The organism is Acinetobacter sp. Ag2 (genome assembly GCF_001005515.1).
Taxonomy (GTDB): domain Bacteria; phylum Pseudomonadota; class Gammaproteobacteria; order Pseudomonadales; family Moraxellaceae; genus Acinetobacter; species Acinetobacter bereziniae.
In genome coordinates, this window is the sequence record NZ_LBNA01000059.1 from 141467 (window position 1) to 167047 (window position 25581).

The 25581-nt window shown below is 37.5% G+C and carries 21 protein-coding genes, 1 tRNA gene and 3 pseudogenes; 8 read left to right on the forward strand and 17 right to left on the reverse strand.

What is annotated here, in order from left to right:
• Positions 1–31: 31 nt before the first annotated feature.
• The 9 genes from AAV97_RS19865 to AAV97_RS19905 all read right to left on the reverse strand — a co-directional run bounded on the left by AAV97_RS19865 (position 32) and on the right by AAV97_RS19905 (position 11137).
• The gene (locus AAV97_RS19865; RefSeq protein WP_009584571.1) at positions 32–1072 is read right to left on the reverse strand and encodes a spore coat U domain-containing protein; all 1041 of its coding nucleotides are present in this window, start codon (positions 1070–1072) and stop codon (positions 32–34) included.
• Positions 1069–3579, reverse strand: coding sequence for a fimbria/pilus outer membrane usher protein (locus AAV97_RS19870; protein ID WP_046761527.1), 2511 nt, complete (start codon positions 3577–3579; stop codon positions 1069–1071). The genes AAV97_RS19865 and AAV97_RS19870 overlap by 4 nt, the downstream gene beginning before the upstream one ends.
• Positions 3579–4394, reverse strand: a complete 816-nt coding sequence (locus tag AAV97_RS19875; RefSeq protein WP_046761528.1) for a molecular chaperone — start codon at positions 4392–4394, stop codon at positions 3579–3581. Before AAV97_RS19875 ends, AAV97_RS19870 begins: the two co-directional genes overlap by 1 nt.
• Positions 4395–4398: 4 nt before the next feature.
• Positions 4399–4905: a spore coat U domain-containing protein gene (locus AAV97_RS19880; protein ID WP_035300338.1), complete on the reverse strand. Its 507-nt coding sequence runs from the start codon at positions 4903–4905 to the stop codon at positions 4399–4401.
• Between the two features lie 9 nt (positions 4906–4914).
• Positions 4915–5469: a spore coat protein U domain-containing protein gene (locus AAV97_RS19885; RefSeq protein WP_042086598.1), complete on the reverse strand. Its 555-nt coding sequence runs from the start codon at positions 5467–5469 to the stop codon at positions 4915–4917.
• Positions 5470–5531: 62 nt separating this feature from the next.
• A complete protein-coding gene (locus tag AAV97_RS19890) occupies positions 5532–6068 on the reverse strand; it encodes a spore coat U domain-containing protein (RefSeq protein WP_035300341.1) in 537 nt (178 codons plus the stop codon).
• An 895-nt stretch (positions 6069–6963) separates the two neighbouring features.
• Entirely contained in the window at positions 6964–8364 is a 1401-nt protein-coding gene (locus AAV97_RS19895; protein WP_046761529.1) for an aminotransferase, read from the reverse strand.
• Positions 8365–8392: 28 nt separating this feature from the next.
• On the reverse strand, positions 8393–9796 hold the full coding sequence (locus tag AAV97_RS19900) for an APC family permease (RefSeq protein ID WP_046761530.1): 1404 nt from the start codon (positions 9794–9796) through the stop codon (positions 8393–8395).
• A gap of 51 nt (positions 9797–9847) precedes the next feature.
• On the reverse strand, positions 9848–11137 hold the full coding sequence (locus AAV97_RS19905) for a flavin-containing monooxygenase (RefSeq protein WP_046761531.1): 1290 nt from the start codon (positions 11135–11137) through the stop codon (positions 9848–9850).
• Positions 11138–11536: 399 nt separating this feature from the next.
• Here AAV97_RS19905 and AAV97_RS19910 point away from each other — a divergent pair, with 399 nt between their 5' ends.
• The 6 genes from AAV97_RS19910 (at position 11537) to AAV97_RS19935 (ending at position 17534) form a co-directional block, all read left to right on the forward strand.
• Complete coding sequence (locus AAV97_RS19910) at positions 11537–11950, forward strand: RidA family protein (protein WP_004829077.1); 414 nt, start codon at positions 11537–11539, stop codon at positions 11948–11950.
• A gap of 24 nt (positions 11951–11974) precedes the next feature.
• Positions 11975–12646, forward strand: a complete 672-nt coding sequence (locus AAV97_RS19915) for a DUF1028 domain-containing protein (RefSeq protein ID WP_004829078.1) — start codon at positions 11975–11977, stop codon at positions 12644–12646.
• Positions 12647–12681: 35 nt separating this feature from the next.
• Entirely contained in the window at positions 12682–13668 is a 987-nt protein-coding gene (locus AAV97_RS19920; RefSeq protein ID WP_004829080.1) for a LysR family transcriptional regulator, read from the forward strand.
• Positions 13661–14803, forward strand: a complete 1143-nt coding sequence (argE, locus tag AAV97_RS19925; RefSeq protein ID WP_046761532.1) for an acetylornithine deacetylase — start codon at positions 13661–13663, stop codon at positions 14801–14803. The genes AAV97_RS19920 and argE overlap by 8 nt, the downstream gene beginning before the upstream one ends.
• A gap of 206 nt (positions 14804–15009) precedes the next feature.
• Positions 15010–16491, forward strand: coding sequence for an aldehyde dehydrogenase (locus AAV97_RS19930; protein ID WP_046761533.1), 1482 nt, complete (start codon positions 15010–15012; stop codon positions 16489–16491).
• Between the two features lie 344 nt (positions 16492–16835).
• Positions 16836–17534, forward strand: a complete 699-nt coding sequence (locus AAV97_RS19935; RefSeq protein ID WP_046761534.1) for a DUF1826 domain-containing protein — start codon at positions 16836–16838, stop codon at positions 17532–17534.
• Positions 17535–17941: 407 nt separating this feature from the next.
• On the opposite strand, the gene AAV97_RS19940 is transcribed toward AAV97_RS19935, so the two are convergent.
• The 6 genes and pseudogenes from AAV97_RS19940 to AAV97_RS19970 all read right to left on the reverse strand — a co-directional run bounded on the left by AAV97_RS19940 (position 17942) and on the right by AAV97_RS19970 (position 21537).
• On the reverse strand, positions 17942–18496 hold the full coding sequence (locus AAV97_RS19940) for a hypothetical protein (protein ID WP_004829124.1): 555 nt from the start codon (positions 18494–18496) through the stop codon (positions 17942–17944).
• 50 nt (positions 18497–18546) lie between these two features.
• A complete protein-coding gene (locus tag AAV97_RS19945) occupies positions 18547–18894 on the reverse strand; it encodes a hypothetical protein (protein WP_046761535.1) in 348 nt (115 codons plus the stop codon).
• Between the two features lie 54 nt (positions 18895–18948).
• Positions 18949–19224, reverse strand: a pseudogene (locus tag AAV97_RS19950) (VENN motif pre-toxin domain-containing protein); the annotation flags it as partial.
• A 260-nt stretch (positions 19225–19484) separates the two neighbouring features.
• Positions 19485–19751, reverse strand: coding sequence for a hypothetical protein (locus AAV97_RS19960; protein WP_046761537.1), 267 nt, complete (start codon positions 19749–19751; stop codon positions 19485–19487).
• Positions 19732–20226, reverse strand: a complete 495-nt coding sequence (locus AAV97_RS19965; RefSeq protein ID WP_052945885.1) for a hypothetical protein — start codon at positions 20224–20226, stop codon at positions 19732–19734. Before AAV97_RS19965 ends, AAV97_RS19960 begins: the two co-directional genes overlap by 20 nt.
• 235 nt (positions 20227–20461) lie before the next feature.
• Positions 20462–21537 (reverse strand): annotated as a pseudogene (locus AAV97_RS19970) (IS3-like element ISAbe6 family transposase).
• Positions 21538–21605: 68 nt separating this feature from the next.
• Here AAV97_RS19970 and AAV97_RS19980 point away from each other — a divergent pair.
• Positions 21606–22220 (forward strand): annotated as a pseudogene (locus AAV97_RS19980) (site-specific integrase); the annotation flags it as partial.
• A gap of 16 nt (positions 22221–22236) precedes the next feature.
• Here AAV97_RS19980 and AAV97_RS19985 read toward each other — a convergent pair.
• Positions 22237–22326: transfer RNA gene (locus AAV97_RS19985), tRNA-Ser, on the reverse strand.
• 98 nt (positions 22327–22424) lie between these two features.
• Complete coding sequence (locus AAV97_RS19990) at positions 22425–24458, reverse strand: NADPH-dependent 2,4-dienoyl-CoA reductase (RefSeq protein ID WP_046761539.1); 2034 nt, start codon at positions 24456–24458, stop codon at positions 22425–22427.
• A gap of 258 nt (positions 24459–24716) precedes the next feature.
• Here AAV97_RS19990 and AAV97_RS19995 point away from each other — a divergent pair, with 258 nt between their 5' ends.
• Positions 24717–25532, forward strand: a complete 816-nt coding sequence (locus AAV97_RS19995) for a hypothetical protein (protein ID WP_046761540.1) — start codon at positions 24717–24719, stop codon at positions 25530–25532.
• Positions 25533–25581: the final 49 nt, after the last annotated feature.

The window sequence follows — 25581 nt, forward strand, 5'->3', positions numbered from 1 at the left end:
CTATTCATAAATTAATCTTGGGGTTTTCATCTTAAAATTCGACCTTAACAGTTAATTTATCGCTATAGTTACCTGCAGGTAAGTTATCTGGATTAAAATCAAGCACTTTTGCTGTAAATGCATATCCTTGTTGCGTTATTGCATCATAATTACCAGCATTGGTTGTTGCATTGGCACTTGACCATCGTTCACTGCCCCAATTCCCCCATCGCTCAGTCGTTGAGTTTTTATAAATTTCATAAAGTAAAAAATTATTTCCACTATTTGACTTCATTGCACGCTGAAACCCATTTTGTAGATATAAACCATCATCCAAACTCACCATATAAGGTGTTTTTGCTGAGCAACGAATACCCATAGAAGTCTGTACAGGTTCAAACTCATTGGCAAATGCAGCTGTTCCAAAGTTAATATCATTGGTCGAAATACGACAATCTGGTAAAACATTAATTCTAAGGTTCAGAGATGCATCACGTCCCGAACCCCAACTCATTCCAGCCCCAAAGACACCGCGATAGAAACCAGGGCTTTCCTCAAAAAATCCTATTCCACCTACAGCAAGAAAAGGCACAGAATAATACCACTTTACTTTGAAAGGTGTACTGGCTCTATATGTTCCTGGAGGCATAGATTGTCCAGGTGTTATTTTCGCATAAAATGGTAATGAACCATCAACTGAGGAAAAAATATTAATCAATGAAAAAGTACTCAGATCTCGTTCTTCACCGACAACAATCGGACTATTATTGATATCCAAATAATTGACGATCAGAACCTCACCTGTTTGGTCATTAATAAAATTGGTCGGCATTTCACTCACCATATATTTTAAATAGGTTCTATTCGCTGCTGCTAAGCTAAAACCTACACATGATAAGCCTGCACTAAATTGATTGGATTGTGTCCCATTTTCCAGCAAACTGATCGATGAAATATTTCCCATACTGGTATTTCCACTGGAATTAACTGAACAAATCGCTTGGCTCTGACTAGACATAAGCATCAACCCAGTGATAAAGATACTGGTGGGTATCAATTTTTTTAAATTAAAGGTTTTTATATTAAAGATCATGGTTGTACAACCTCATGGCAAACAACAGGCTTAACAACAGCAATTTGCTGTTGTGCTTGTTTGAGATCCAATAAAAAGTTAGCTTTACAGAGTTTTTGATCTGATAGTTGAATACTGATGCTATTTTCAGCTTTTAAATTTTCAAGATACGCAATCCCATCCATGCCCACATAGCTCGACTCATGATCAGCGCGATGAACCACGGCACCGACAGGAATCGGCTGTCCATTTTCCTGAACCAGATAAACATTCGCAGCATAAGACTGTTTGATTGGGAATTTCACAACGACACCAGAGCCTAGTTTTGCAGCAATCCGTTTTTCAACCTGAGTTGTATTGTAGTTAGAAGCTAAATTAATTGGATTAATAGTGTATTTAGCAGCGTAATAAGGGGTCACAGTGGGTACAAAAATGTAACCTTTAGAATTACTCTGTCCAATCAGATTATTTTCATAATGTACGGGTACATCAGCGACTTTATTGGTATCAATTAAAGCAAAGGATTGTCCAAGTCGATTTGAAGCAAATATGTCTCCAGACATTAAAATGACTGAACCTGTTAGACCTAACCAGTAGTTATAATTTTTATCCCCTGACATACCAACATCAGTATTCACATATCGGTTACGATAACTTACACGTGCCTGATTAAAATCATCGCTATTTTCATTGTAACGTCGACTCACATCAAATCCAAAACCACCGCCCATTGGAATATTCTGGTTAAAATTAATATAACCATAGTCTCCATTTGACTGTTTACTGTAACCTAAACTTGTATTTGTATTACGTTTTGATAAGGGTACCGATAATTGAAATGCAGCACTCCAATCTTTTTCAACAAAGTCACGACTAGCACTTAACGATACAGTTGCACCGCGCATGTAAGAAGGTAAGATCGGTGCCCAAGATAAATTCATTAATTTATTTTCAATATCATTGGTTTTGGAACGGATATAAGCAACACCAAAATTACCTGAGTTTTCAGTTGCAAAATAAGTATTCGCTACCCAATTTTTGGTACTATTTGCAGAAATCAAATTGCTGTATTGAAGCTTAGAAAGATCAGCATATTCTTTGTCACGCTGAGAATGATTTAAACCAAAACCAAAACGTTTCTGATTATAGCTATAGCCCAATGTATATTGATTTCCATTGAGATTTTTATTTTCAAAACGGTTTAATTCACGGTCAGCCCAACTCTGAGAAACAGAACTGCTCAACACTCCAAAATGCTTAAGTTTCATGACTGAACCAACGCCAGCCAATCGAAGAGCATTTGAAAATTCTACACGCCCCTCAGTGGTTAACCAGTCATTTACGCCATAACGCGCATCGGCAGAACTTGCAAATTTACCGTATGAAGAATTCTTTATTCCATAATCTTCTCTAATCTGCCCTAAGGATAATGAATAGTCCAATAGTCCAGGTTTAAGCAAAGTATTTGAAACATAAAATGGAACTGCAGTAGATACCTGACGCCCTACACTATCAGTCGTCACAATCACAGCTTCGCCTTTACCATTGATAAAAGGCATATTATTTAAAATAAAAGGTCCAGATTGTATTTCAGAAGTGCTGGTTTTTTGCCCATTAATCAGTAAATCAACTGTACTCGGTAATGCCGCCTCTCCTTTAAACTGTGGCAAAGGATAAGTAATCAAATCTGGTCGTGTACCAAAATTACGTTGAATTTGTAAGCCACCTAAGCGAACAGAACTCCCCCAAGCGTTTTTATTGCCAGTCGTGACATCGCCTGCTAAATAGGACAATACCGTGGTTGGATCATCATATTGCCAAGTCGTATCATAACGTCGATAGCCATCATGATTAAGTTTCGAGTCATTTACAATAGATTTTAAATCTGTTTTTTGATAAATACCGGTATTTTTCAGTACACCATAAGGAGAGAAAAAACGCTGTTCAGTAAATAGTGATGTACTATTTCCCCCCTTCTCAGGACGATAACTATAAAAATCGTAGTTATTCAGTAAACCTGTTCCAGACTCTGCTGTTTGTGCCTTAAACCAAGAATCCTGTCCTCGCATTTGCACAGGCATCCAACTGGCAGGTATATCCACACTAAAATACTGTTTTGCTGAATTGTAATCATATTTCAGTTCAGGGATTTGGTTTAAGGCAACCCAGTCTGATGCCTTCCCTGAAAACCCTAATGTAAAAATCTCTAAATCAGTCAGTATTGTTTCAGGCTGGCTGTCTATATTTTGAAGTGGGATTTTGATTTCCAATTCATCTAATTTAGACTGTTGAATAAAATAATAATCGCCCTTAACAATCACAGGAACGACCTGTTGAGTTGCATGCTGATTGACGACTAAGTCTAAATAAAGTTTAAACAGCCCATTGACTTCAGAAACATCTTTCGGTGGTGGTGGTAAACTATTTGCATATACATGCGTTGCAAATGCAGGAAGATTAGACATCAAAATAAGTGCGAGACTTCTGCATAAAAAAGAAGGTGGATTTGAGTCGGAGATATAGCGCATTACTGCCCTCCTTCTTTTTTTATTTCAATGAGATCTTGTTTAGCACCTGAGGTATCCACGCCATACAAAGTATTCTGCTGATTCAAACGCGTAAATACTGACTGATCCAACTCAAATTTCATCGTACTGTTTGCCAAGATATATCCAAAGGCTGCTTTCCCGAGTACGATTTGCTCTGAATTGGGACTCAACTGAATACCCGAAAGTCGAGAGAATTTCACTCCTTTATTTTGGATATACAGCTCTGGTACACCTTGTGGGTTGTTTTTAACCCACCAACTCAATATCGGCTTTGCCAATGTATTTTTAGCGTTTGTTTTTTGTGAGGCTTCAGTCAAACCACTCCCCAATCCATTTCCGTATGCAAAGAGTGGAATTGAATAACGCATCTGAAAACTTACAGTAGATGTATTTTGCTCTGAATTTGAATCCAATTTAATGGGCAATTCATCAACTACGATTCGATAAGCATCTTCTTTTCCAGCAATCGTGTTGATCGCTCTCGTTAATCGCAACATATGTTTTTCACCCGCCTTTATTTTGGCGACTGGCGGACTTGGGATGATTTCAGTTTGCTCTTGGTAGGAATCTTGCTGATCCGTTTGATCCCATTTAAAGACTCGAACTTGAACCATTGCATCAGATTTCCCAGTATTTTCTAACCAAACCGCAGATGCTTTTTCGTTTGCTTCAATTTTTGGATAAATGGGCCAAATCAAAAAAGTCGCTTGGGCAAATACAGATGAAGCCATTATCGACACAAATACAGCAGATAATGTTCTGCCTGACCATAATTTCATTTTATATACGTTCATGTCATCACCAAGTAATCGTTATTGCGACCATATCTTTATAAAGTCCAGCCGATCGTGGTTGATTGTTGTTATCTAAATCTGCAAAAGCGTATACAGAAAAATTCAATAGCGGATCTGAAACAGTTGTTGGGGTAAGTGTGTAGGCATTTCCACTTACATACTCACTCAGCATATTAGTATCTCGATATAGTTGATAAGATATAAACTCATTTTCTTGAGCATGTTTCATCCGTCGAGAGGAATTTGAAAAGTAATCTCCACTACTCAACATAATTTTTACAGGCAATTGATCAGTACAACGAATATTCCAACTTTGTGCAGTATTTGACCCACCCCACAAAAGTTTATCCTGCGATATCACAGGATGACGACCAAAATCAATTAACTGTTCAACTTTGCTCAGCTCACACCCTTTTTCTATGGTCGCTTGAACCTGAAAAGTGGCTGTAGTTTGTGAGTAAGCACCCGCTGCATTCAACATCAGTAGAATACTCAAAGCTATTTTTTTCATGATTTTTCTTTAAAATTCAATAGTAATTGGAATCGTATCGGTATAATAACCCAGAGAAACTGGCTGTCCGTTATTGACAGTCTGCCCAATTAAATCAAGTGTCTGTGGTTGACCATTGTTATTCAAAGTAATGAATTGATTTGGTCTAAGCACATCTCTATTACTCCCATATAAAATGTTGTAAGCAAGATAATCGGTGCCATTACTCATTGCGCGGAAGTAATTTGTACGGAAAGACAATGGCACTTGCCCATCATTTTGACCATTTCCGAAAGTGATTTTGATTGGCGAATTAGTCAAACATTGAATCGTTAGACCTGAACCAGAAGCATTAGTTAAGCGAGTCTCAATAACGTGATTAAATGAAGCCATTGTTTCGCCGAAATCTAATTGACCTAGATTTAACCCATTTGATCCACTATTCATGGGTTGGTTATTCACCTGACAAGATGGTTCAAGTTCTATCTGCAATTTGAGCTTGGCACCCAACTGCCCTGCATGTACAAACGTTGCAATAAAACCACAAGTTAGAAACCCCAAACATTGTTTCAAAAATAGATGCATACGCTCCTCCTCTAGGCAGATTTGTTACGCATAACAAATCTGCTCACTGTTACGTATACGGATTAGAAATTAACAGTCACCAATAAAGTATCTTGATAGTCACCTTGTGCTTTTGCTGTACCGCTATTTGCAGCAATCGCACCAAAAATTGGCACCTGTTCAGATACGCCAGAAGCAGCGCTAAAGCTTTGCGGTGTATTGATTGCATAGGCCGTTGTGCGTGCCGCATCACGGTATACGTTATAGCTGACTAAGTCTGTACCTGTTGTATGTTTAAGACTACGATCAGCGCGTTGCCCACCATCAATCGCTACGGTAAAGTTAACAGGTGTCGTACTGTCGCATTTTACATTGAGATGACTGCCCGTTGCTGAAGCTGCAACTTGTGCAGTTAGGATGTTGTCCCAATTGCCCGATGTTTTTCCGAAATCCAATGTACCAAACTGGTTGATACTGCCTGCAACTGTAGAGCCTTCTACAGTACAACCTGTTGAAACATTGAGTTTAACATCTACCTGACCAGTAACAGCCGCTTGTGCAGTTGCGATATACCCTGTGCCCAACAGTAAAGAAAGTGTTAATTTTTTAAGAATATTCATACTAAATCCCATGATATGTATTATTTGTTAACTGCGACACATTAAATGTGAATGCGAACAAATCATTACATGCGACTCAATACCGCTCAATAAACACCCAAAAGAATAGAAAAAAAATGCAAAACAAACTATTGATTTTTATATAAAAATTTAAAAAATCATATGTACTAAATTACACAATAGTTTAAAACATATGAATAAAACATATTTCAATCAGAATTTTAGTAAAAAAATTAAAAATTATTATTTAATATCAATAAATTAAATATAACAAAAAATACAGCTCCCTATATTCTTTTTTTATAGTTAGCTTAAAAATAAGACTTCATCGAATGATGATCAAGAGTTGTATTGATTCAGCGACTTCAATGATCAAAGAATGAGCGACATGCTAGGTATTAGATTTTTGCGAAAATAGTCTAAAGAAGTGATTTTCAATGCTGGAAAATATTTTAATCAAGCCATATCAAACATCACACAAATTAAACTCATCATCACTATTCTTGAAAACTCGCATCATATAAATAAAGTGTTTTCAATGCCTGCAATTTTGTCCAAAATTTCGCTTAATTTGTGTAGACGGTGCTCTACTTTTCTTCGGAGAAAAGTAGCAAAAGCCCTTTGTTGGTCGAAGGTAGATACTTATCACTCTTTAGTAACGGCAGTATCCATACCACCAAAGGCGATAACAATTTCAAATAAAATAGGCAAAAGGAAAAGCAAAATTAATTTACATTTTGAATTCTATATAAAATTTTTGCTGGAATAAAATTCAGTTGAATTAGCATGAGTTTAACTTAATTCGATGAATCACATAATTTGTTATAAAAAATCAAGATTTAAATGTATTTGATTTAAATCTTGATTTCTTTAAAGTTAACTTATTTTTTTCAGATTAAGCAGCTAAATGACCTTCAAATCTCAAATCAGCTGTTGTACTTAAAATTGCTTTGCGTAAAGTTCTAACCATGAAGTCTACATGTTGTTTATTGAGGATTAATGGTGGAGACATGATGTTCATATGTCCGACAGGACGAATAATTAAACCCTCTTTCTGACAGTATTCAGCGATTCGAGCACCGACATTGACAGAACTCGGGAAAAGCGTTTTGGTTTTTTTATCGGCTAAATTTTCAATACACATCATAAATTTCTTACCGCGTACCTCTCCAACGATGTCTAAATCAACCAGCGTTTTTAATTGATCTTCAAAGTATTGTCCAACATCTTGAACGTGTTCAAGCAAATTTTCACGTTCAATAATTTCGATATTCTTTAAAGCAGCTGCACAGGAAACGGGATGCCCCGAATAGGTAAAACCATGGGTAAATAGTGCCCCATCTGCTTGAGGTTGATTGATGACCTCATAAATCTCATCAGAAATAATTGTTGCCCCCAAAGGTAAGTAACCAGAAGATAAACCTTTGGCACAGGTAATAATATCTGGAACAATCCCGAATTCAGATTCCGAAGCAAAGAAATACCCAATACGCCCAAATGCAGTCACCACTTCATCTGATACATATAAAACTCCATATTTACGGCAAATTTCTAAAGTTTTTTTATGGTAACCCTCAGGTGGCACAATCACTCCGCCAGCCCCCATAATCGGTTCGGCAAAAAATGCAGCGACATTTTCTGGACCAAGTTCCAAAATTTTATTTTCGAGCTCCTGTACCTTTTCATTGCAAAATTCGTCAAGACTCTGACCTTCTGCTCTGCGGTATGGATTTGGACATGAAATATGGTGTACCAATTCACGGTCAATATCAAAACCAATATGATCAAACTCAACACCTGTGAGTGACATACTGATATAGGTACTACCGTGATAACCATCTTTTCGAGAAATTAACTTTTTCTTGGTCGGTTTTCCCAACTGATTAAAATAAAAGTGAATCACACGTACTGCTGTATCATTAGCAACTGAACCCCCGCAACCAAACAGCACATGATTTAAATTTCCTGGTGCCAATTCAGCAATTTTTGCCGACAATTGTGCAGCAGGAATCGAAGTATGATGTCCAAATGCAGAATAATAAGGGATTTGCATCACCTGTTCTGAAATGGCATCAGCGATTTCTTTGCGTCCATAGCCAACATTGACACACCATAGACCACCGATTCCATCTAGATATTTATTTCCCTCTGCATCAAAAACATAACATCCTTCGCTATGTGCAAGAATCATTGCACCTTCATCTTTAAAAGTCGCAAAGTCAGTCCAAGGATGAATATGGTGTTCTTTGTCTTTCTTCCAAATTTCAGTAATTTGTGTTGTTGATAACTGTTTCATGTGATAACTCCTTGTTAAAATTAAAATTTCATTTCATCAAGCTTTCGATTGATTGAGGATGAAAGAGTTGTTGCTTCATTGCCAATTTGATCCAAAGAATGCTGATGATGGTGGTCAGTCCAATGACAACCCCCACCCAAGTAAATATTTTGACTCTCAAATCAGGCGTAGGAACGGCATAGAAAATCGTTAAGACCATCCCAACAATGCCGATGATTTGTAGGAATGGATAAAATGGTGCTTTATAAGGTCGAGACATTTTGGGATAACGTTGACGCAAAACCATGACATTGATATGTGCAATGATGTAAGCGATCAACCAAGAGATACATGCCGCTGTTAACAGAACTTTAATGACTTCGGTTTCACGCTGCGATAACAACATTGGAATCATGATGATGACCGCAACGAAAAGCACACCCACCCATGGCACATTATTTTTCTGATTGACTTGAGCAAATATGGACAAAACTTGTTTATTCAGCGCCATTCCCTGCAACATCCGTGGTAAGGCAGCTAAGGTCGCATTTAGAGTACTTAAGGTTGCAAATAATGCACCAACAGCAATAAACAACAATCCTGTCGGACCAAAGACCGCTGTTGCATATTCAATATGTGGAGTCAAAGAATTGACCAGATGATCTTGAGGTAAAAAGAATAGCGCTCCCAAACCATATAATGAAATCGTGATAAATATCGTGCTAAGCCCGATATACATCGCTCGGGGAATATTTTTACTGGCATTTTTTGATTCCTCGATCATCGGGACCACAAACTCTACCCCGACAAATCCCCAAAATGCTAAAGCAACAAGTGCGACAGTATTGCTATCAAATTTTATGTGGTGATCCACGACTTGAGTATGTGGATAATACCAACCGGTAATTGCAAAAATTCCCAGCAAAAGTAGTAAAACAACCATGACAAAAGCCACGATATTTTGAACTTTTGAAAAAATATCAATTTTCAGCAGATTTAAACCGACTGAAATAAATAAAATAATGAAACCAATGCCAAAATAAGGTACATCTAGTTTAAATATCTTTCTAATGACATCATCAATTAAAATCAATTCTGCTGAAACAGCAAACATCGCAACCAAAATATAACCGCAAAATACCGAAAGCATCGCGGGCAAATGCCCAGTTGCTACTAGGCTATAATCACTGATACTACCACTCTTAGGAACGAGAAGCGCTAACTCTGCAAATGAAGTTGCATAGCTGATCGCTAGAAAAAAACCGATAATCAGTGGGATAAAAAAACTGATCCCACTTAAACCAAAGCCTTGCAAAATAATCACCATCACCCCTTGCGAAAGTACCAAGCCGACGGCAATGGCGATTAAATTAAACAAGCTTAGTTTTTTCTTACTCACTGTTTTCGCATGATGAATAAAACTGCGTCCATGCTTATTATTTTGTCCTGTCATCTGCTCCTCCCTCCTAGAGTGAAGATTAAAGATTTGAATTTAAATATTATTTCATGCAGTTTTTTCTTGTTGGATGAATAAATGTCTTTGGGTTTTATCTTGATATTCTAAATATTGACGTTGAATATCGATGTGCCCTGCAATACGTTTGGCATCATGCCATACCCCCCAAATAAAACTTGAACCGCGCCCATATAGATAAGGCAAGCCAACAAAATAAACCCCTGGTTCAGTGGATACACCTAACTTATGATTGGGTTTACCATTCACATCAAAGGCATTTACATCTAACCAATCATAGTCATAGCCAAAACCTGATGCCCAAATAATTGAGCCAATGCTGGCTTGAGTTAAATCCAGCGTTAAGATCGGTTGTTGAATACATTGAGCATCTTTCAAGATATGGCGAGCTTCTGGTTCTTCGGGTAAATCGATACCCGTTCGTCGAACATACGCGTCTGCGGCATCTAGAAATTCAAAATATGCCTGATCACTTTCTTGTAAATTCTTTTGCAGATCATCGTGAAAACTTACGTTATCTTGATCAAATTGTTTTGTCATTCCTACAAGCGTGATGCCTTCAATTGCCAATCGTCTAAAATCAATCGATTGCCCCCCATGTGCCCCACTGACCGCCAAACCTTTTAAAGGTCCTGTATCAGTTTTGCTGCTGTCCCATCCGCCCAATACACCTAGCCACCACACATTATCACGTTGCCGATAAACACGAGGTGGTCGCTCATGACGACCCACAGATAAATAGACTTTTTTGCCAGCACGATTTAATTCATCAGCAATTTGCACACCTGAAGAACCTGCCCCTACAACCAAGACAGCACCATCTGGCATTTGCTCTGGGTTCTTGTATTGATCAGAATGTATCTGGTACAAATCTTGTCTTTTCGGTGCTATCTCAGGAATCATGGCTTTTTGAAATGGCCCTGTTGCCACCACAACCCGATGTGCTTTTAAGGTACCTTGAGATGTTGCAACAATAAATCCTGCCCCTTGCGGATTGATTTGTACTTTTTTGACTTCTACATGTGTGTAAATAGGCGCATTAAATCGCTTGGCATATTTTTCAAAGTATTCCGCAACTTGATCATGGTGTACAAAACTATCTGGATCTGCATCAAACGCCATATTGGGAAAGCGGTCATGCCAACAAGGTCCATTGGCCACTAAAGAATCCCAACGGCGTGTACGCCAAGCTTCCGCTATTCGATTTTTTTCTAAGACCACATGAGGAATGTTTAATTCAGTCAGATGTTCACTCATTGCCACACCAGCTTGACCTGCACCAATAACCACAGTATCTATTTCTAATTGATCTAAACTCATTTTTAATCCTTGTCGAACTGAGTCATTTATTTTCAACAATTCATTGTTGAATCCACTCCAATGTTGTATTTCCCAGCTGTAACGGGTTGTATATATGCTTTGCTTTATATTTCGCTTTGCAGAAGTGAAATATCGAAAAGAACAAAAACATTGTTTAAGAAAAATATAGGCAGTCGATGAGTAAAGAGAAAATAGGATATCCAAAACAAATGAATCAAGAAAACTGAACCCAAAAACCAAACCAATGAAATTACTCAATAAATTTTAAATATTTTTAAATTTTTATTGCGCTTTAGATTGCTACGGAAAAACTAAATTAATAGAAAGGAAAACACAAATTGTGACTCTAAGCGAAGTCAGCATACTAGATGAATACTTTCATTGACTTAGGACGCAGCTGTGAAACATACCCGTATTCGGACTTTTAATACTCAAAAAACCTATCCAGAACAAAACTTGGACAATGATCTTTGCCAGGCTGTGGTGGCACGTGGTCGCACTGTATTCCTTCGTGGGCAAATTGGGCAAAATCTAGATACATCTGAAAGTGTCGCGCTTGCTGATGTCAAAGGTCAAACTGAACAAGCCATGTTTAACATCGACATGCTGCTCAAAGAAGCAGGAGGTGAGTTGGCTGACATTTGTAAAATCACCATATATATCGTCGATCCACGTTATCGTGAAGATGTCTATCGTGTCGTAGGTAAATGGCTTAAAGGTGTCTATCCCGTTTCAACTGGAATCGTTGTTTCTGCTTTAGCTCGACCTGAGTGGCTTGTAGAAGTCGATGCGACTGCTGTGATTCCTGATTAAAATAAGCAACGACACGAGAACGCTATGACATTTTCAATTATTGCAAGATGTAGTGAAACAGGACAATTTGGTGCTGCGATCAGTTCATCCTCTCCCGCTGTTGCCGCAAGATGTATTCGTGCCAAAGCTGGTGTCGGGGTTGCAGCAAGTCAAAATATAACCGACCCAAGTTTGGCCAACATTTTACTTGAAATGACCAAATACAATATATCACCACATCGCGCGATCACGGAATTAACTAGAAATACAGATTTCATAGAATATCGACAGTTGAGTTTATTAGATGCCGTGAATGAGCCTTTTGCATTTAGTGGAGAACACACCTTAGGGATTTATGCACAACATATTGGGAAGCATGCAGTATGTGCAGGTAATTTACTCGCAAATGATCAAGTGCCCCATGTTATGCTGAAACAGTTCGAACAAAGTAAAGGTGTTTTAGCAGAACGTTTGCTCAAAGCACTAAAAGCTGGAGAACAGGCTGGTGGGGAAGCTGGAGCAATACATTCTGCTGGTCTTTTAGTTGTTGACAAGTTGGAATGGCCAATCATTGATTTACGCGTAGACTGGTCAGAGCGACCCATTTCCGATCTCATCGAACTATGGCAGATTTATCAACCGCAAATTGATGATTATATATTAAGAGCATTAGATCCAATGCGCGCGCGTAGCTTTGGTGTTCCAGGAAATGAATAAACCTTTTTAGGGTATACAATGGAGGTGTATCCAAAGTGTTAAATCGAATTTCTTTAAGACAAATGGAATACTTTGTTGCAACCGCAGAATGTGGCAGCATCATCATTGCTTCGGAGAAGATACATGTATCCTCTCCATCTATTTCCGCTGCAATTGCACATATTGAAGCCGAATTACAAACTCAACTCTTTATCCGACAACATGCCAAAGGCTTAATCCCAACCACTGTGGGCAAAAGTGTCATGTTGGAATGCAAAAAAATCTTAAATCAAGCATCCAGCCTATACTCTCTTACGGCTGAATTTTCAGGTTCAATTCGTGGACCTTTAAAACTTGGGTGCTTTCCTGCTTTTACACCGATGATTTATGCCGACATCATCAATGGCTTTTCCAATTTATATAAGCAAGTTTCTTTAGATCTCTATGAAGATGATCAACAAGCTCTTCTCAATGCACTGATCCGTAACGATATTGATTTGGCTTTAACCTATGACCTGAATATAGATGCAAATATTATTCATTTTGAACCATTAACCAAGTTACCACCACACGCACTGGTCAGTGAACAGCATCCCTTAGCTTTATTGCCTGCTGTCACCCTAGAGGAACTCTCAACATATCCCATGATTCTTTTAGATATGCCCTTTAGCAATGAATATTTTTTATCGTTATTTAGCACTAAAAATCTCAAACCCAATGTTGTCCGCTCTTCAAAGAATATTGATGTGGTTCGTTCAATGGTTGCCAATAATATTGGTTATACCATATTAAATGTTCGCCCAAAAAATAATTACAGTCTTGATGGTAAGCGATTGATACGAATACGCATTGCTGAAGAACATCGCCCCATGTATATCGGTATAGCAACCCCTAAAAATGTACCAAAGAATATTGTCGTTGAAGCATTTATTAGTCGTTGTAAAAGCTTTATCTCTGATCAATTTATTTCTGGTATGAGCTCTGCTCATTTCTACGATCCCTATATAAAAAACCAAACACAAAAGGACGCCTCAGATGTCTAACTTATCTAGTATTCAATTGCTTCAAAAACTTATTGAATTCGATACGACATCGCATAAAAGTAATTTAGCGCTGATCTCTTATGTCAAAAATCTACTTGAATCTAAGGAAATCAGTATATTTTTAAATTCAAATGCTGAGCAAACCAAAGCCAACTTATTTGCAACGATTGGACCTAAAGACCGAGCTGGCATCTTATTGTCTGGGCATACGGATGTCGTTCCCGTTGAAGGACAAGCATGGAGTAGTAATCCATTTCAAGCATTGATCAAAGATCATAAAATTTATGGTCGGGGTACTGCGGATATGAAGGGGTTCATCGCCTGTGCAATTCACGCCATGATCAAGGCAGTAGACTTGCCTCAACTAAATAAACCACTACATTTATGTCTTTCTTATGATGAAGAAATCGGTTGTATTGGTGTACGCGGTATTCTTGGTTTGCTCTCCGAATTTATTATTCAACCAGAGCTTTGCATCATTGGTGAGCCCACCAGTATGAATATCGCAACAGGTCATAAAGGTAAAGCGGTATTCAAAGCCATATGTCATGGTCAAGAAGGTCACTCTGCTTTAGCACCATTGTATGTCAATGCAATTCATAATGCGCAAAGTTTGATTGAGGCGATTCGCACTACGCAAAAAGAGATCGCGGAAGGTTCTATTTTAGACACGGACTATGATGTACCCTTTAGCACGGTACACATAGGAAAAATACACGGCGGTAAAGCGTTAAATATCGTGCCCAATGAATGTATCTTAGATTATGAGATTCGTAATATTACTGAACAAACAACAGATGCCATACAAGAAAAAATTTTTAATTATATTGAACAGAGTCCTTCTGCAAAATTTGTCAATATTCAGGAAATCAATCAATACCCCGGACTGGATACATCGACTACCATTCAAGCGGTTAAATTCTTACAATCACTGCTCAAAACCGAAACTGAATTACAGAAAATATCATTTGGTACAGAAGGCGGATTATTTCAACAGCAATTGAATACGGCTGTGTTAGTTTGTGGTCCAGGTTCGATTCAAGTCGCACACAAGCCTGATGAATATATCGAAATTTCTCAGATGGATGAATGTGATGCTTTTTTTGAGCGTTTGCTCAGTTGTATTGCCGCTTAAACATAATGCAGATTGCAAAATTTTATTTCAAAAGGATATAAAGGTTCAACTGTTTTACTAGATGAAGTATTGATACCTATAAGAAAATAGGGATGCCTACTAATTTGTTTTTTCTAAAGCAAAAGCTTATATAAAACGAATTCACAACCTGATCTAAAAATTATACGGTTTATTGTGCCATAACATTAAAATTCTAAGGAAACTCAATGAAACTCAAACAGGATTGGTTGGATCAACTTTCTCAAATTAAACCCCCAAAGTCTTATTTTATAGCAGGACAATATGTTGAGGCTAAACAAACATACCCTATCACAAACCCTGCCACTGGCGAGTTTTTAGTCAGCATGTCAGCATGTGATGCACAAGAAGTCAATCAAGCTGTGCAACATGCCAGAAATACATTTCAAAGCGGGGTGTGGTCACGATTAGCTCCACGTGAACGTAAACAGAAACTCAAAAAACTTGCAGAACTGATTCTTGAGCATGCTGAAGAACTTGCCTTACTTGAAAGTCTCAATGTGGGCAAACCGATTCAAGATTCACTCAATGTTGATATTCCCGGTGCAGCATTCTGTTTTGAGTGGTATGCGGAAAGCATCGATAAAATGTATGATGAAATTGCCCCGACCCACCACGATCAGTTGGCGATGATTTTTCGTGAACCCATCGGGGTTGTTGCAGCTGTTGTGCCGTGGAACTTTCCACTGGATTTAGCGAGTTGGAAACTTGCACCTGCATTGGCAACAGGGAATTGCGTGCTGTTAAAGCCTGCTGAACAATCTCCTTTTACGGCACTTAAACTGGCAGAACTTGCCCAACAGGCAGGAATCCCAGATGGTGTTTTGCAAGTCCTTACAGGTTTAGGGCAAGTCACTGGACAAGCCTTAGGACGCCACCCTGAAATTGATTGTTTGGTCTTCACAGGCTCGACGGAAACAGCCAAAAAGTTTTTAGTTTATTCAGCTGAATCCAATATGAAGCCTGTTTGGCCTGAAACAGGCGGAAAAAGTGCCAATATTATCTTTGCAGATGCAAATATTGATCAAGCCCTTGATAAAGCGATTTTTGGGGCTTTCTATAATCAAGGTGAAGTGTGTTCTGCAAATTCGCGTATATTATTGGAACGCAGTATTGCACCACAATTTATTCAAAAATTTGTCGAAAAAGCCAAAAATATCAAGATTGGGCATCCACTTGATCCCAATACCCAAATGGGTTGCTTAATTGATCGCCAACATGCCAACAATGTACGACTAGCAATTGACCAAGCTAAGGCACAAGGTGCTGAATGTCATAGCATTACTTTAAATTTAGATGATGATTTAGATCAAGCAAGCTATATTGCGCCAACAATTTTGACTGGCGTTACAGCAGAATTCGATATCTTTCACCAAGAGGTTTTTGGTCCAGTGGTGAGCATCACGACCTTTGAAACTCAAGAAGAAGCAATCGAACTTGCTAATCACTCAATCTATGGACTTGCCGCTTCGATCTGGACGCAAGATAACCAAAAAGCCATCATTCTTTCCAAGCAACTTTTAGTTGGGACTGTATCCATCAATACCGTAGATGCTTTAGATGTCTGCACACCTTTCGGTGGATACAAGCAATCTGGCTATGGTCGTGATTTATCGCTACATGCAATCGATAAGTTTACTCAATTAAAGACTACTTGGATTCAACTTTAAGCCATCGTTTTTATATGAATAGATGCGATGCATAGCGCTTAGGTAACATCAGAATGTAAGTATAGCCTGCATGATGCTTTTTCAAATTTAATCTGACAGTTTAATCCAATTATAGTGACTGTCAGATTGATATTTATTTGAAGAATATTAATCAATTAACGATATAAAATTTTAATATAATTGAAAAGAGTTGAGCCTTTTATGATTTTTGTCATGTAAAATTCTTTAAATTATATCCACTATTGCTACAATATCCTACTATAGAGACAGTGTTATAGCTTTTAATCCCCACCTCTAAAACTAAGTTAAAGTCTTCAATCTATTTTCCCTATTATGACCCATCTATGACCAACACCTTTTCAGACCATCCACAAATTCTCCTTGTTTCCAGTTTTGACGAACTGATCAAAACAGCATTTCAAGGTGATACCAATGCAATGTATTGGCACAGAAATTTAACAGGCGATTTTAAAGAGATTGTGTCTAAGCTCGAGTTAAAAGAAAATATTACTGAAGTTTCTGAGGAAGATCTTTTTGCTTTAAAACTCACTGAACAAGGTGAATTAGCAAGAGAAATCATCTTAAAAGACATAAAGCAACTAACCGCGCTTGGTGCATCTCCTTGCCTAAATTTAATTCGATACTATGAACGTGATGAGGAATTAGAATTCATTTCAACTGATGTTTATTCCTTCCATATTGACCGCTCTCCGATTGAAACAGATACTTTCTTATGCACTTATCATGGCGCGTCTAGTGATATTCTACTGAACGCTGAGGCTGAGCAAAAAATACTTATTCCTGAAATTCGAGAAAAACTTAAAGCACTCCATGAAGGGTCAGCAGCAGAGTTTGAAAACTTTTTAAAAGACTATTTTTTTGATTTGCATTATCAGCCTAAACCCAACGCCGTACCGATTAACTTAGGCTTAGGTCATCTTTGGCGTTTAGCCGTTGATCATCCAACACAGCAAGTTTTGCCTTGTGTACATCGAGCGCCTGTCGAAAGTGATGGAGAGTACCGCTTGTTGTTGATTTGTTAGGGTGAGCGTGTAGGATCAAGTTGGAAGGTAATATACTTCAATCATCGGTATAGTAATTTATACCTCGATTTCCTTAAATTACTCCGCAATAAATCTTTTTTACTTCCTAAGCCCCTTTCAAAATATACCTTATAAGTTGAATTATTGAAATTTGAGGGAAATAAGTTATAACTATCGCATGTTCCACCAAATGCAGAAGCTTGAATATATCCCACAACATCTTTTTCCTTACCAAGTTTACCTACAGCAGTTTCTCGACTATCTCGTACGCCTGTATTTTCCAAATCTGGAGTAAAAATAATTTATAAAAAGACAGAATAGATTCAATATATTAAATTTTTCAAATAAAATACGATTATTCTATTCTGTGCACTCAAAGTCAAAAAATTACATTTGCACTGTAAAAACTATAGTACTTCCACATTACCTAATGGTACTTTTATATTACCTACATATTCTTCAATTAAATAAGAACAACCTGAATTAACATTTATTGCTAGAAAATAATTTTTATTTTCTTCAAACTGAACTTTAAAAATCTTTGTTTTACAGAACTCTGTTCTAGCACCATTATTATAGCTGTATGTCATGGAGATTAGAATAGGTCTATTAGCTGGAACTTTAAACTCGCCATAATTTAAATTATTTGTTGGGACATTAGGCATACCCAAACTTTTAGGAGTATATTCAAATTTTGTTGCTCCTAACATACCTGATGTCTTTACACTCGTGAAAGCATCTCCTTTATCTTTATCATTTTTTATATCCTCTTTTTTGATAGAGTTTGGAAAAATTCGTATACTTTCACCTAACCCATAAAAAACCCGAACATTTGCAGTTTTACCAGTGACAGGTTCTTTATATCGAACTCCCTGATTTAAGATTGAATCATTTATTTTATTTATACTTGCGCAACCAGTTGCAAATATAAATAAAAAAATTAATAATAGGTGTTTTTTCATAAAGACCTTCTTGTATTTTTCCATATAATCAAAATGTCAAATATTTAAAATCATTGACTGCATTTTTCTTGCTGTAATTTATTTAGTAATACGATTTGATTTGAATAACTTTCAATCAAATCATCAAGATTACCTGTACAGCTATGATCAAATAATGCCAGCGGATTCAGACTCAATAATGCAGCCGCTGCATTCATTTCATTACCGGTACTAGCTATTTTTTTCTGTTTTTTTAAGTCATCTAGATTAACTAATGTACTTTTAAGAGTATCCTTAACCTGATCACAGTTCGCCATTTTAGACAAGTCTGCCGTTTCTGTATTCTGGTGTGAAGGTTGAATACTATTGCATGCAGTCATAATAAAAGAAAAACTAAAAATAATGAAATTTTTTTTCATAAATTAACTCCAATAATGTTAAAAATATTAATCTTTTCAAATTTACTCACATTATTCCTCTTGTGATAAAAAATTATCCTCAACAGCAACTTGTCCACTCTGAACTGTACTTGATACATCACCTGTAGTCGCTCCAACGCCAGAGGAGACTAATCCAATGATTGCACTGATCGTACTTTTTTCATCTGCCGTTAAATCTTTTGCATACTTACCATACAAGAAATTAGATAAAACTGGTGCGGCTGCCTCAGCTCCTCCTGCTGAAAGTCCAGCAGTCAATGCATCATTTCTTTCCGCTGCTGCAACTGCTGCACCAAAAAATGTATGTGCTTTTAATAACCGCTTTTTTTCATGCATTTCCTATAAATACCATCCCAATCATCTTTACTTAGTGACGAGGAAGGATAAGCTTTATTAGCTTCCCAAGAGCAACTTTGATTCGCTTCTCCTCTTTTTTCAGTATAGATAAATCCATCATTCCAAAATCTAACCAATGGACTATTAACATCATTTGTTACACAGCAAGCTATTGTAGATAATAAAAATATCAAAGCTAATTTTAAATAGGTCTTTTCCATAAATTATTAGTTTTATTGAGAATAATTATTATACCCTTTTTCACGCATACATTTATTATGCAATTTATGCCATTGGGTATTATCTCCATTAGATGATAAAACAGGGTAATATTTACTAGCTAATTTAGAACATTCTCCATTAGCTTCGCCTTCTTTTTCACTGTATATAAATCCATCATTCCACCATCTAACTAAAAGACTATTACTATCATTCGTTGCACAACCTTGAATTAAAAGCAATACGATGATAAATGACAATTTAAAATGGATCTTTTTCATACTTAATCACTTCCTTTGTCTTGTTTGACGGAACTAGTTTAGGTAAAGATAAGTTTTGGGAGTTAGAATTTCCCCAAATTTTTAAATAATCAGTGTAATATTTATTTTGGAAAGGCTCATTTTTTGAAACAACCTCTCCTTTATTATTAATAAATTCACCATTATTATTTACTAAAAATTGTGATGGAATTTCAGCACTATAACTACTATGTGAATAACATAGCCAACAAGTTCCTCCACTTGATGGATTACCTCCTAATATCAAAGGTGGGCGACCAACAAAATCAGCTTGATGTACCGCTGAATATACTCCTGTTGAATTTGTGGAGTTCGGAATCACAAATTTGTTATTTGTACTTAACCAATCACTATAATCTTGAACATTCGTTGCTGTTCCATAAAAGCGCACTTGATTGAGTGGTATTTCTGTGACCCCATTACGATTTGCATTTTGTATTGCTACACTTGCTGTCAAACCACCTCGACTATGGTTATTAAGGTCAAGTAAATAACCTTGATCTTTAGCATATTTGTATAATTCTATATTTGTATAATTCTATATTTGTCTTCTCTGCATTCGTTAAAGGTAAACGCCCACCTAATAAATCATTATTCTTATCATATGCTGCATACAATAATTCAGAAATAATATTCGTCGGGTAATACTCCCATTTTTAATTGATTTTATAAGTAGAAAGGCAAAGTCCTTATCATTGTTTGAATTTAGGTGGTTTACCATCAACTGACATATGTGGTCGTTCATGATTATAAAAGTGTTGCCATATCGTTGTATAGTCTTCAACTTCTTCAAGCTCTCGAAATAAATATTGATTCAAACATTCATATCTAACCGTCCTGTTGAAGCGTTCAACATAAGCATTCTGTTGTGGATGTCCTGGTTGGGTAAATACATGCTCAATTCAATGTTGAGTACACCATGCTTCCATTAAATCACTAACATACTCGGGTCCATTATCACTACGGATACGCTTTGGCTTACCTCGCCATGCAATTAATTGGTCTAATCCCCTCAGCACTCGTTGAGCTGGCAAAGAAAAATCAATCAATATATCCAGTGACTCACGGTTATAATCATCAATAACATTGTGAATTCGGTAACTGCGACCATCACTCAGTTGGTCATGCATAAAGTCCATTGACCACGATTCATTTGGTGTTGATGGGACTGTAAGCGGTTCAGGCTTTATTCGCTGAATGCGTTTGTTGGGTTTAATTCGTAGGTGAAGCTCAAGCTCCTTATAAATTCGATAAACACGTTTGTGGTTCCATGAGTAGCCTTTGACATTACGTAGGTACAAGAAGCAAAGCTGAAAGCCCCAAGTCTTATTCTCATTGGTAAGCTTCAGTAGCCAGTCTGCAATCATCTTATTTTGCTCATCTAATTGAGCTTTATAACGATAACAGGTTTGACTAAGTTGAAAGATGAAGCAAGCTTTACTCACTGAAATCTTAAATTGTTCAACGGCTCGCTGAGCAAGAGATTTACGTTGTACAGGCTTTATAACTTCTTTGACAGTGCATCCTGAAGAATATCTGCTTTAAGACGTTCGTCAGCATACATACGTTTCAGACGAGCATTTTCAGCTTCTAATTCTTTAAGTCGTGTCATCATTGAAATATCCATACCTCCATATTTCGCTTTCCATTTATAAAATGTAGCGGAACTCATACCATGTTCACGGCATAAGTTAGGCACGGGTGTTCCTGATTCAGCTTGTTTTAAAATACTCATGATTAAGCTATCTGAATATTTAGATGTTTTCATAAAAAATCTCCTTTACAGGATTATTCGATTTTCTACTTTTGAGTTAAATTATTTTGAGGGGGGATTACCAAATTGAAAGGGAAAGAATACTGAACTGGTTAGGAGAGAAATATCTTGCTGACTATCCAACAGTGTATTGGTATTTCGTGGTAGCATTCTGGACAGGTTGCCGTCCATCAGAAATTATCGCGCTCACTTGGCAGGATGTAGATTTTTTGAATAAGCAGATTCACATCAATAAAGGTCGTGTGAACGGTGTTCAGCAGGAAACCACTAAAACCAATAAGGCTCGATTTGTAGATTTGAATGATTTTGCATTTGAAGCATTCCAACAACTCAGATTACTAACTTATCTCAAATACGAGCATGTATTTATTTGTGACGAGACTGGTGAGGAATTTACTACGCAAAAATCATTGAGTGAAAGGTTTGTGGCTGCATTGAAAGCGAACGGCATACGCTACCGCCCTGCCTATAACACTCGTCATACTTATGCGACTGTTTGCTTAATGAATGGACTTAATCCAGTCTATGTGGCTTCACAGCTGGGTCATAGTTTGGTGATGCTCATGAAGCGTTATGCGAAGTGGATTAATTCAGATAAGAACAAAGAAGAGATTGCTAAAATTTCGAATAGTGCCAAAATTGAGCCAAAGAAAAAGGGAATCAAACTATGTATTTGATTCCCCTTAAGATATTTGGCGGAAGCGGTGAGATTCGAACTCACGGAGGACTCACACCCTCGTCGGTTTTCAAGACCGGTGCATTAAACCGCTCTGCCACGCTTCCATGTGCGCAAGAATACTAAGCTTTTCCAACGATGACAAGAAAAAAATAGGCTTAAAGCATTCAAATGCATATTGTTTCATCAAAATCACTGATTTTGATCAAAGTTTAGCTGCTATTTCAGCACCTTCACGAATTGCGCGCTTAGCATCAAGTTCACCCGCCAATTTAGCACCACCAATAATATGATAATTGGCTAAAGTAGATTCACCCTCTTTTGGCATCAAATCCTTAACAGACTCTTGTCCAGCACATACCACGATGGTATCTACACGCAACAATTGATCATGACCATTGCTTTCAATCCACAATCCTTCATTGGTCACAGCTTTATATTGCACGCCACGCAACATTTTTACCGCATGTTTTTTCAATTGTGCACGATGAACCCAACCCGAAGTTTTACCTAGACCAATCCCTAAAGGTGTTGTTTTCCGTTGCATCAAATAAATTTGACGAATCGGTGGTTCGACTTCAGCAGGAACAAAGCCCCCTTCAGTCATATAGTTGGGATTTGGGTCGATGCCCCATTCACGTTGCCACTCTGCCAAAGGCTGTGGTTGTGGCTGATGTTCAGGTTTCAATAAAAATTCTGAGACATCGAAACCAATACCACCCGCTCCAATCACCGCCACCCGATACCCCACTGGTGCGCCTCGCAAAACCTCTGCATAGGACAAAACTTGTGGTGCATCACTACCATCAATCTTTAACCCACGAGGAATAACACCTGTAGCAATCACAACATCATCAAAACCTTCACGTTCTAATTGCTCACGATTGACTTTGGTATTTAAACGTAAGTCCACACCGGTTTTTTCGATTTGTACTTTAAAATATCGAATGGTTTCATGAAACTCTTCTTTACCCGGTACAACTTTGGCAAGATTAAATTGACCACCAACTTCTGTAGAAGCTTCAAATAAAGTCACTTGATGCCCACGACTTGCAGCAATTGTCGCAGCAGACATACCTGCAACACCACCACCAACAACAGCAACTTTCTTTGGTTTCTTGGTTTTGAGATAAACCAATTCTGTCTCATGCGCAGCACGTGGGTTAACCAAACAACTTGCACGTTTATTTTGAAAACTATGGTCTAAACACGCTTGGTTACAGGCAATACAAGTATTAATTTCATCAACACGATTAGTTGCAGTTTTACTGACCCAAAAAGCATCCGCCAATAATGGACGTGCCATTTGTACCATGTCCGCTTTACCTGCTGCTAAAATTTCTTCAGCAGTATCTGGCATATTGATTCGGTTTGATGCAATAACTGGAACTGAAACATGTTTTTTTACTTCAGCTGTATAATCAACAAAGGCTGCTCGAGGAACGGAGGTCACAATAGTTGGGATACGTGCTTCATGCCAGCCAATCCCTGTATTCAATAAAGTAATGCCTGCTTTTTCCAATGCTTGTGCGACAGTGATGACTTCATCCATCGTATTGCCATCATGGACTAAATCCAACATCGACAAACGGAAGCAAATAATAAACTTTTCACCCACTTTGGAACGAATCGCTTTGACAATTTCTACAGCAAAACGCATCCGGTTTTCAATCGGACCGCCCCAACGATCTGTACGTTGATTGACATGGCGACTTAAAAATTGATTCAGCAAATATCCTTCTGAACCCATAATTTCCACACCATCATAACCCGCCTTTTTTGCCAAGCTTGCAGTTTCTGCATAATCTTGAATCGTTTCAAGGATCAGTCTGTCACTCATCTGACGTGGTTTAAACATTGAAATTGGAGATTTGATCGGGCTTGCTGAAACCACAAAAGGCTGGTATCCATAACGACCAGAGTGCAATATTTGCATAAGAATTTTTGCGCCATGCTTATGTACAGCATGGGTAACTAAACGATGTGGTGCAATATCACCCAAAGTATTCATCGTTCCGCCTGCTGGCAACAACCAACCTTGACGGTTAGGAGAGATCCCCCCTGTAATAATCAGCCCAACGCCACCTTTAGCTCGCTCGCCAAAATATGCGGCAAGTTTTGGATAATGATAAAAACGATCTTCCAATCCGGTGTGCATTGAGCCCATTACCACACGATTTTTGATCGTTGTAAATCCCAAATGAAGCGGTTTTAAAATATGTGCATAGCTAGTTGTCATGGTGAATCCTTTTTAATTTGGCTTTGCAACTTGTTGCATACTACTTTATCGAGTTTTAAAATTTTTTGGATGGCTTATTTTGATAATTTCTTGGTAGATAGTGTCAATTTACTGTATTTATTTTTTATTAAAAAACTTCATCCTGATCTATTTTAATTAATCAATAAAATACAGTTCTATAATACTGTAAAGCAGCGATTTTGGTTATTTTGCACTATTACTTTGGAATAAAAGCAAATAAGAAAAGGCATTTTAACAATGAGTCATCCTGTATTTTTAACCAGTACCACGTTTAGCCATATGCCGATCGGTCAAGAAAATCAATGGGCAGATTTTTTTCAAACAGCTTCTTTTGAACTTGAAGCAAATGCATTTATTCCGATTTTATGGTTAATGCTGTTTAAACAGGACAATCTGCATTGGGCTAAATATATCGATGAATTAGATCACAACGACCAAAGAAATCAGGGTGATCTGGAAGAATATCAACACGATTTTGCAGAAAACTGCTATGCCTATTTAGTGATCGAGCAGCAACAGGCTTTAAATAATTTAGAGCAACGGAAGCCCTTATTTATAGCTATTTTTGGTGAAGAAAATATTCCTCATTTTGAAGAGTTTAAATCCTATATCTTACAATATTATCCTCACTTTATATTGTTACGAACCAATGGATTACCTTTAGACTTAAATGACGCAAACTTTCTAACTCAACCCTTAACACACATAGAAAATGCGCAAATGGGTGATACCGAAAATATTGATTTTTTCACTGTGCAACGTCGTGATCTTGCACGTTTCGATGATCAGGCTTATTTCTTTTACGGTGCAGATGTACTCAGTAGCAGTATAGCATCAGATTCCCTAGAACAGTCCCCATCACCAATGTTAGACACTAAACCACCATCAACAACAGCATCAGGATTGGCGATTTGGATCTGCACAGCAATTGTTGCCTTATTAACACTCGGTGTTTGGTTTTTTACTTCTTCGATTTTGTATAGCGTACTTATTTTTATCATCAGTGCTTTTGTATTGGGATTCATTTCTTCAAAAATTGGAGAAACAAAGTAGAACAGGTTGACATATGAGCCACAAAAAACCATGAGCAATGCGATCAGTA

Coding starts and splice junctions, on each gene's coding strand:
- AAV97_RS19865 (WP_009584571.1), bottom strand. CDS start 1,072: ATGATCTTTAATATAAAAACCTTTAATTTAAAAAAATTGATACCCACC.
- AAV97_RS19870 (WP_046761527.1), bottom strand. CDS start 3,579: ATGCGCTATATCTCCGACTCAAATCCACCTTCTTTTTTATGCAGAAGT.
- AAV97_RS19875 (WP_046761528.1), bottom strand. CDS start 4,394: ATGAACGTATATAAAATGAAATTATGGTCAGGCAGAACATTATCTGCT.
- AAV97_RS19880 (WP_035300338.1), bottom strand. CDS start 4,905: ATGAAAAAAATAGCTTTGAGTATTCTACTGATGTTGAATGCAGCGGGT.
- AAV97_RS19885 (WP_042086598.1), bottom strand. CDS start 5,469: ATGCATCTATTTTTGAAACAATGTTTGGGGTTTCTAACTTGTGGTTTT.
- AAV97_RS19890 (WP_035300341.1), bottom strand. CDS start 6,068: ATGAATATTCTTAAAAAATTAACACTTTCTTTACTGTTGGGCACAGGG.
- AAV97_RS19895 (WP_046761529.1), bottom strand. CDS start 8,364: ATGAAACAGTTATCAACAACACAAATTACTGAAATTTGGAAGAAAGAC.
- AAV97_RS19900 (WP_046761530.1), bottom strand. CDS start 9,796: ATGACAGGACAAAATAATAAGCATGGACGCAGTTTTATTCATCATGCG.
- AAV97_RS19905 (WP_046761531.1), bottom strand. CDS start 11,137: ATGAGTTTAGATCAATTAGAAATAGATACTGTGGTTATTGGTGCAGGT.
- AAV97_RS19915 (WP_004829078.1), top strand. CDS start 11,975: ATGACATTTTCAATTATTGCAAGATGTAGTGAAACAGGACAATTTGGT.
- argE (WP_046761532.1), top strand. CDS start 13,661: ATGTCTAACTTATCTAGTATTCAATTGCTTCAAAAACTTATTGAATTC.
- AAV97_RS19930 (WP_046761533.1), top strand. CDS start 15,010: ATGAAACTCAAACAGGATTGGTTGGATCAACTTTCTCAAATTAAACCC.
- AAV97_RS19935 (WP_046761534.1), top strand. CDS start 16,836: ATGACCAACACCTTTTCAGACCATCCACAAATTCTCCTTGTTTCCAGT.
- AAV97_RS19940 (WP_004829124.1), bottom strand. CDS start 18,496: ATGAAAAAACACCTATTATTAATTTTTTTATTTATATTTGCAACTGGT.
- AAV97_RS19945 (WP_046761535.1), bottom strand. CDS start 18,894: ATGAAAAAAAATTTCATTATTTTTAGTTTTTCTTTTATTATGACTGCA.
- AAV97_RS19960 (WP_046761537.1), bottom strand. CDS start 19,751: ATGAAAAAGATCCATTTTAAATTGTCATTTATCATCGTATTGCTTTTA.
- AAV97_RS19990 (WP_046761539.1), bottom strand. CDS start 24,458: ATGACAACTAGCTATGCACATATTTTAAAACCGCTTCATTTGGGATTT.
- AAV97_RS19995 (WP_046761540.1), top strand. CDS start 24,717: ATGAGTCATCCTGTATTTTTAACCAGTACCACGTTTAGCCATATGCCG.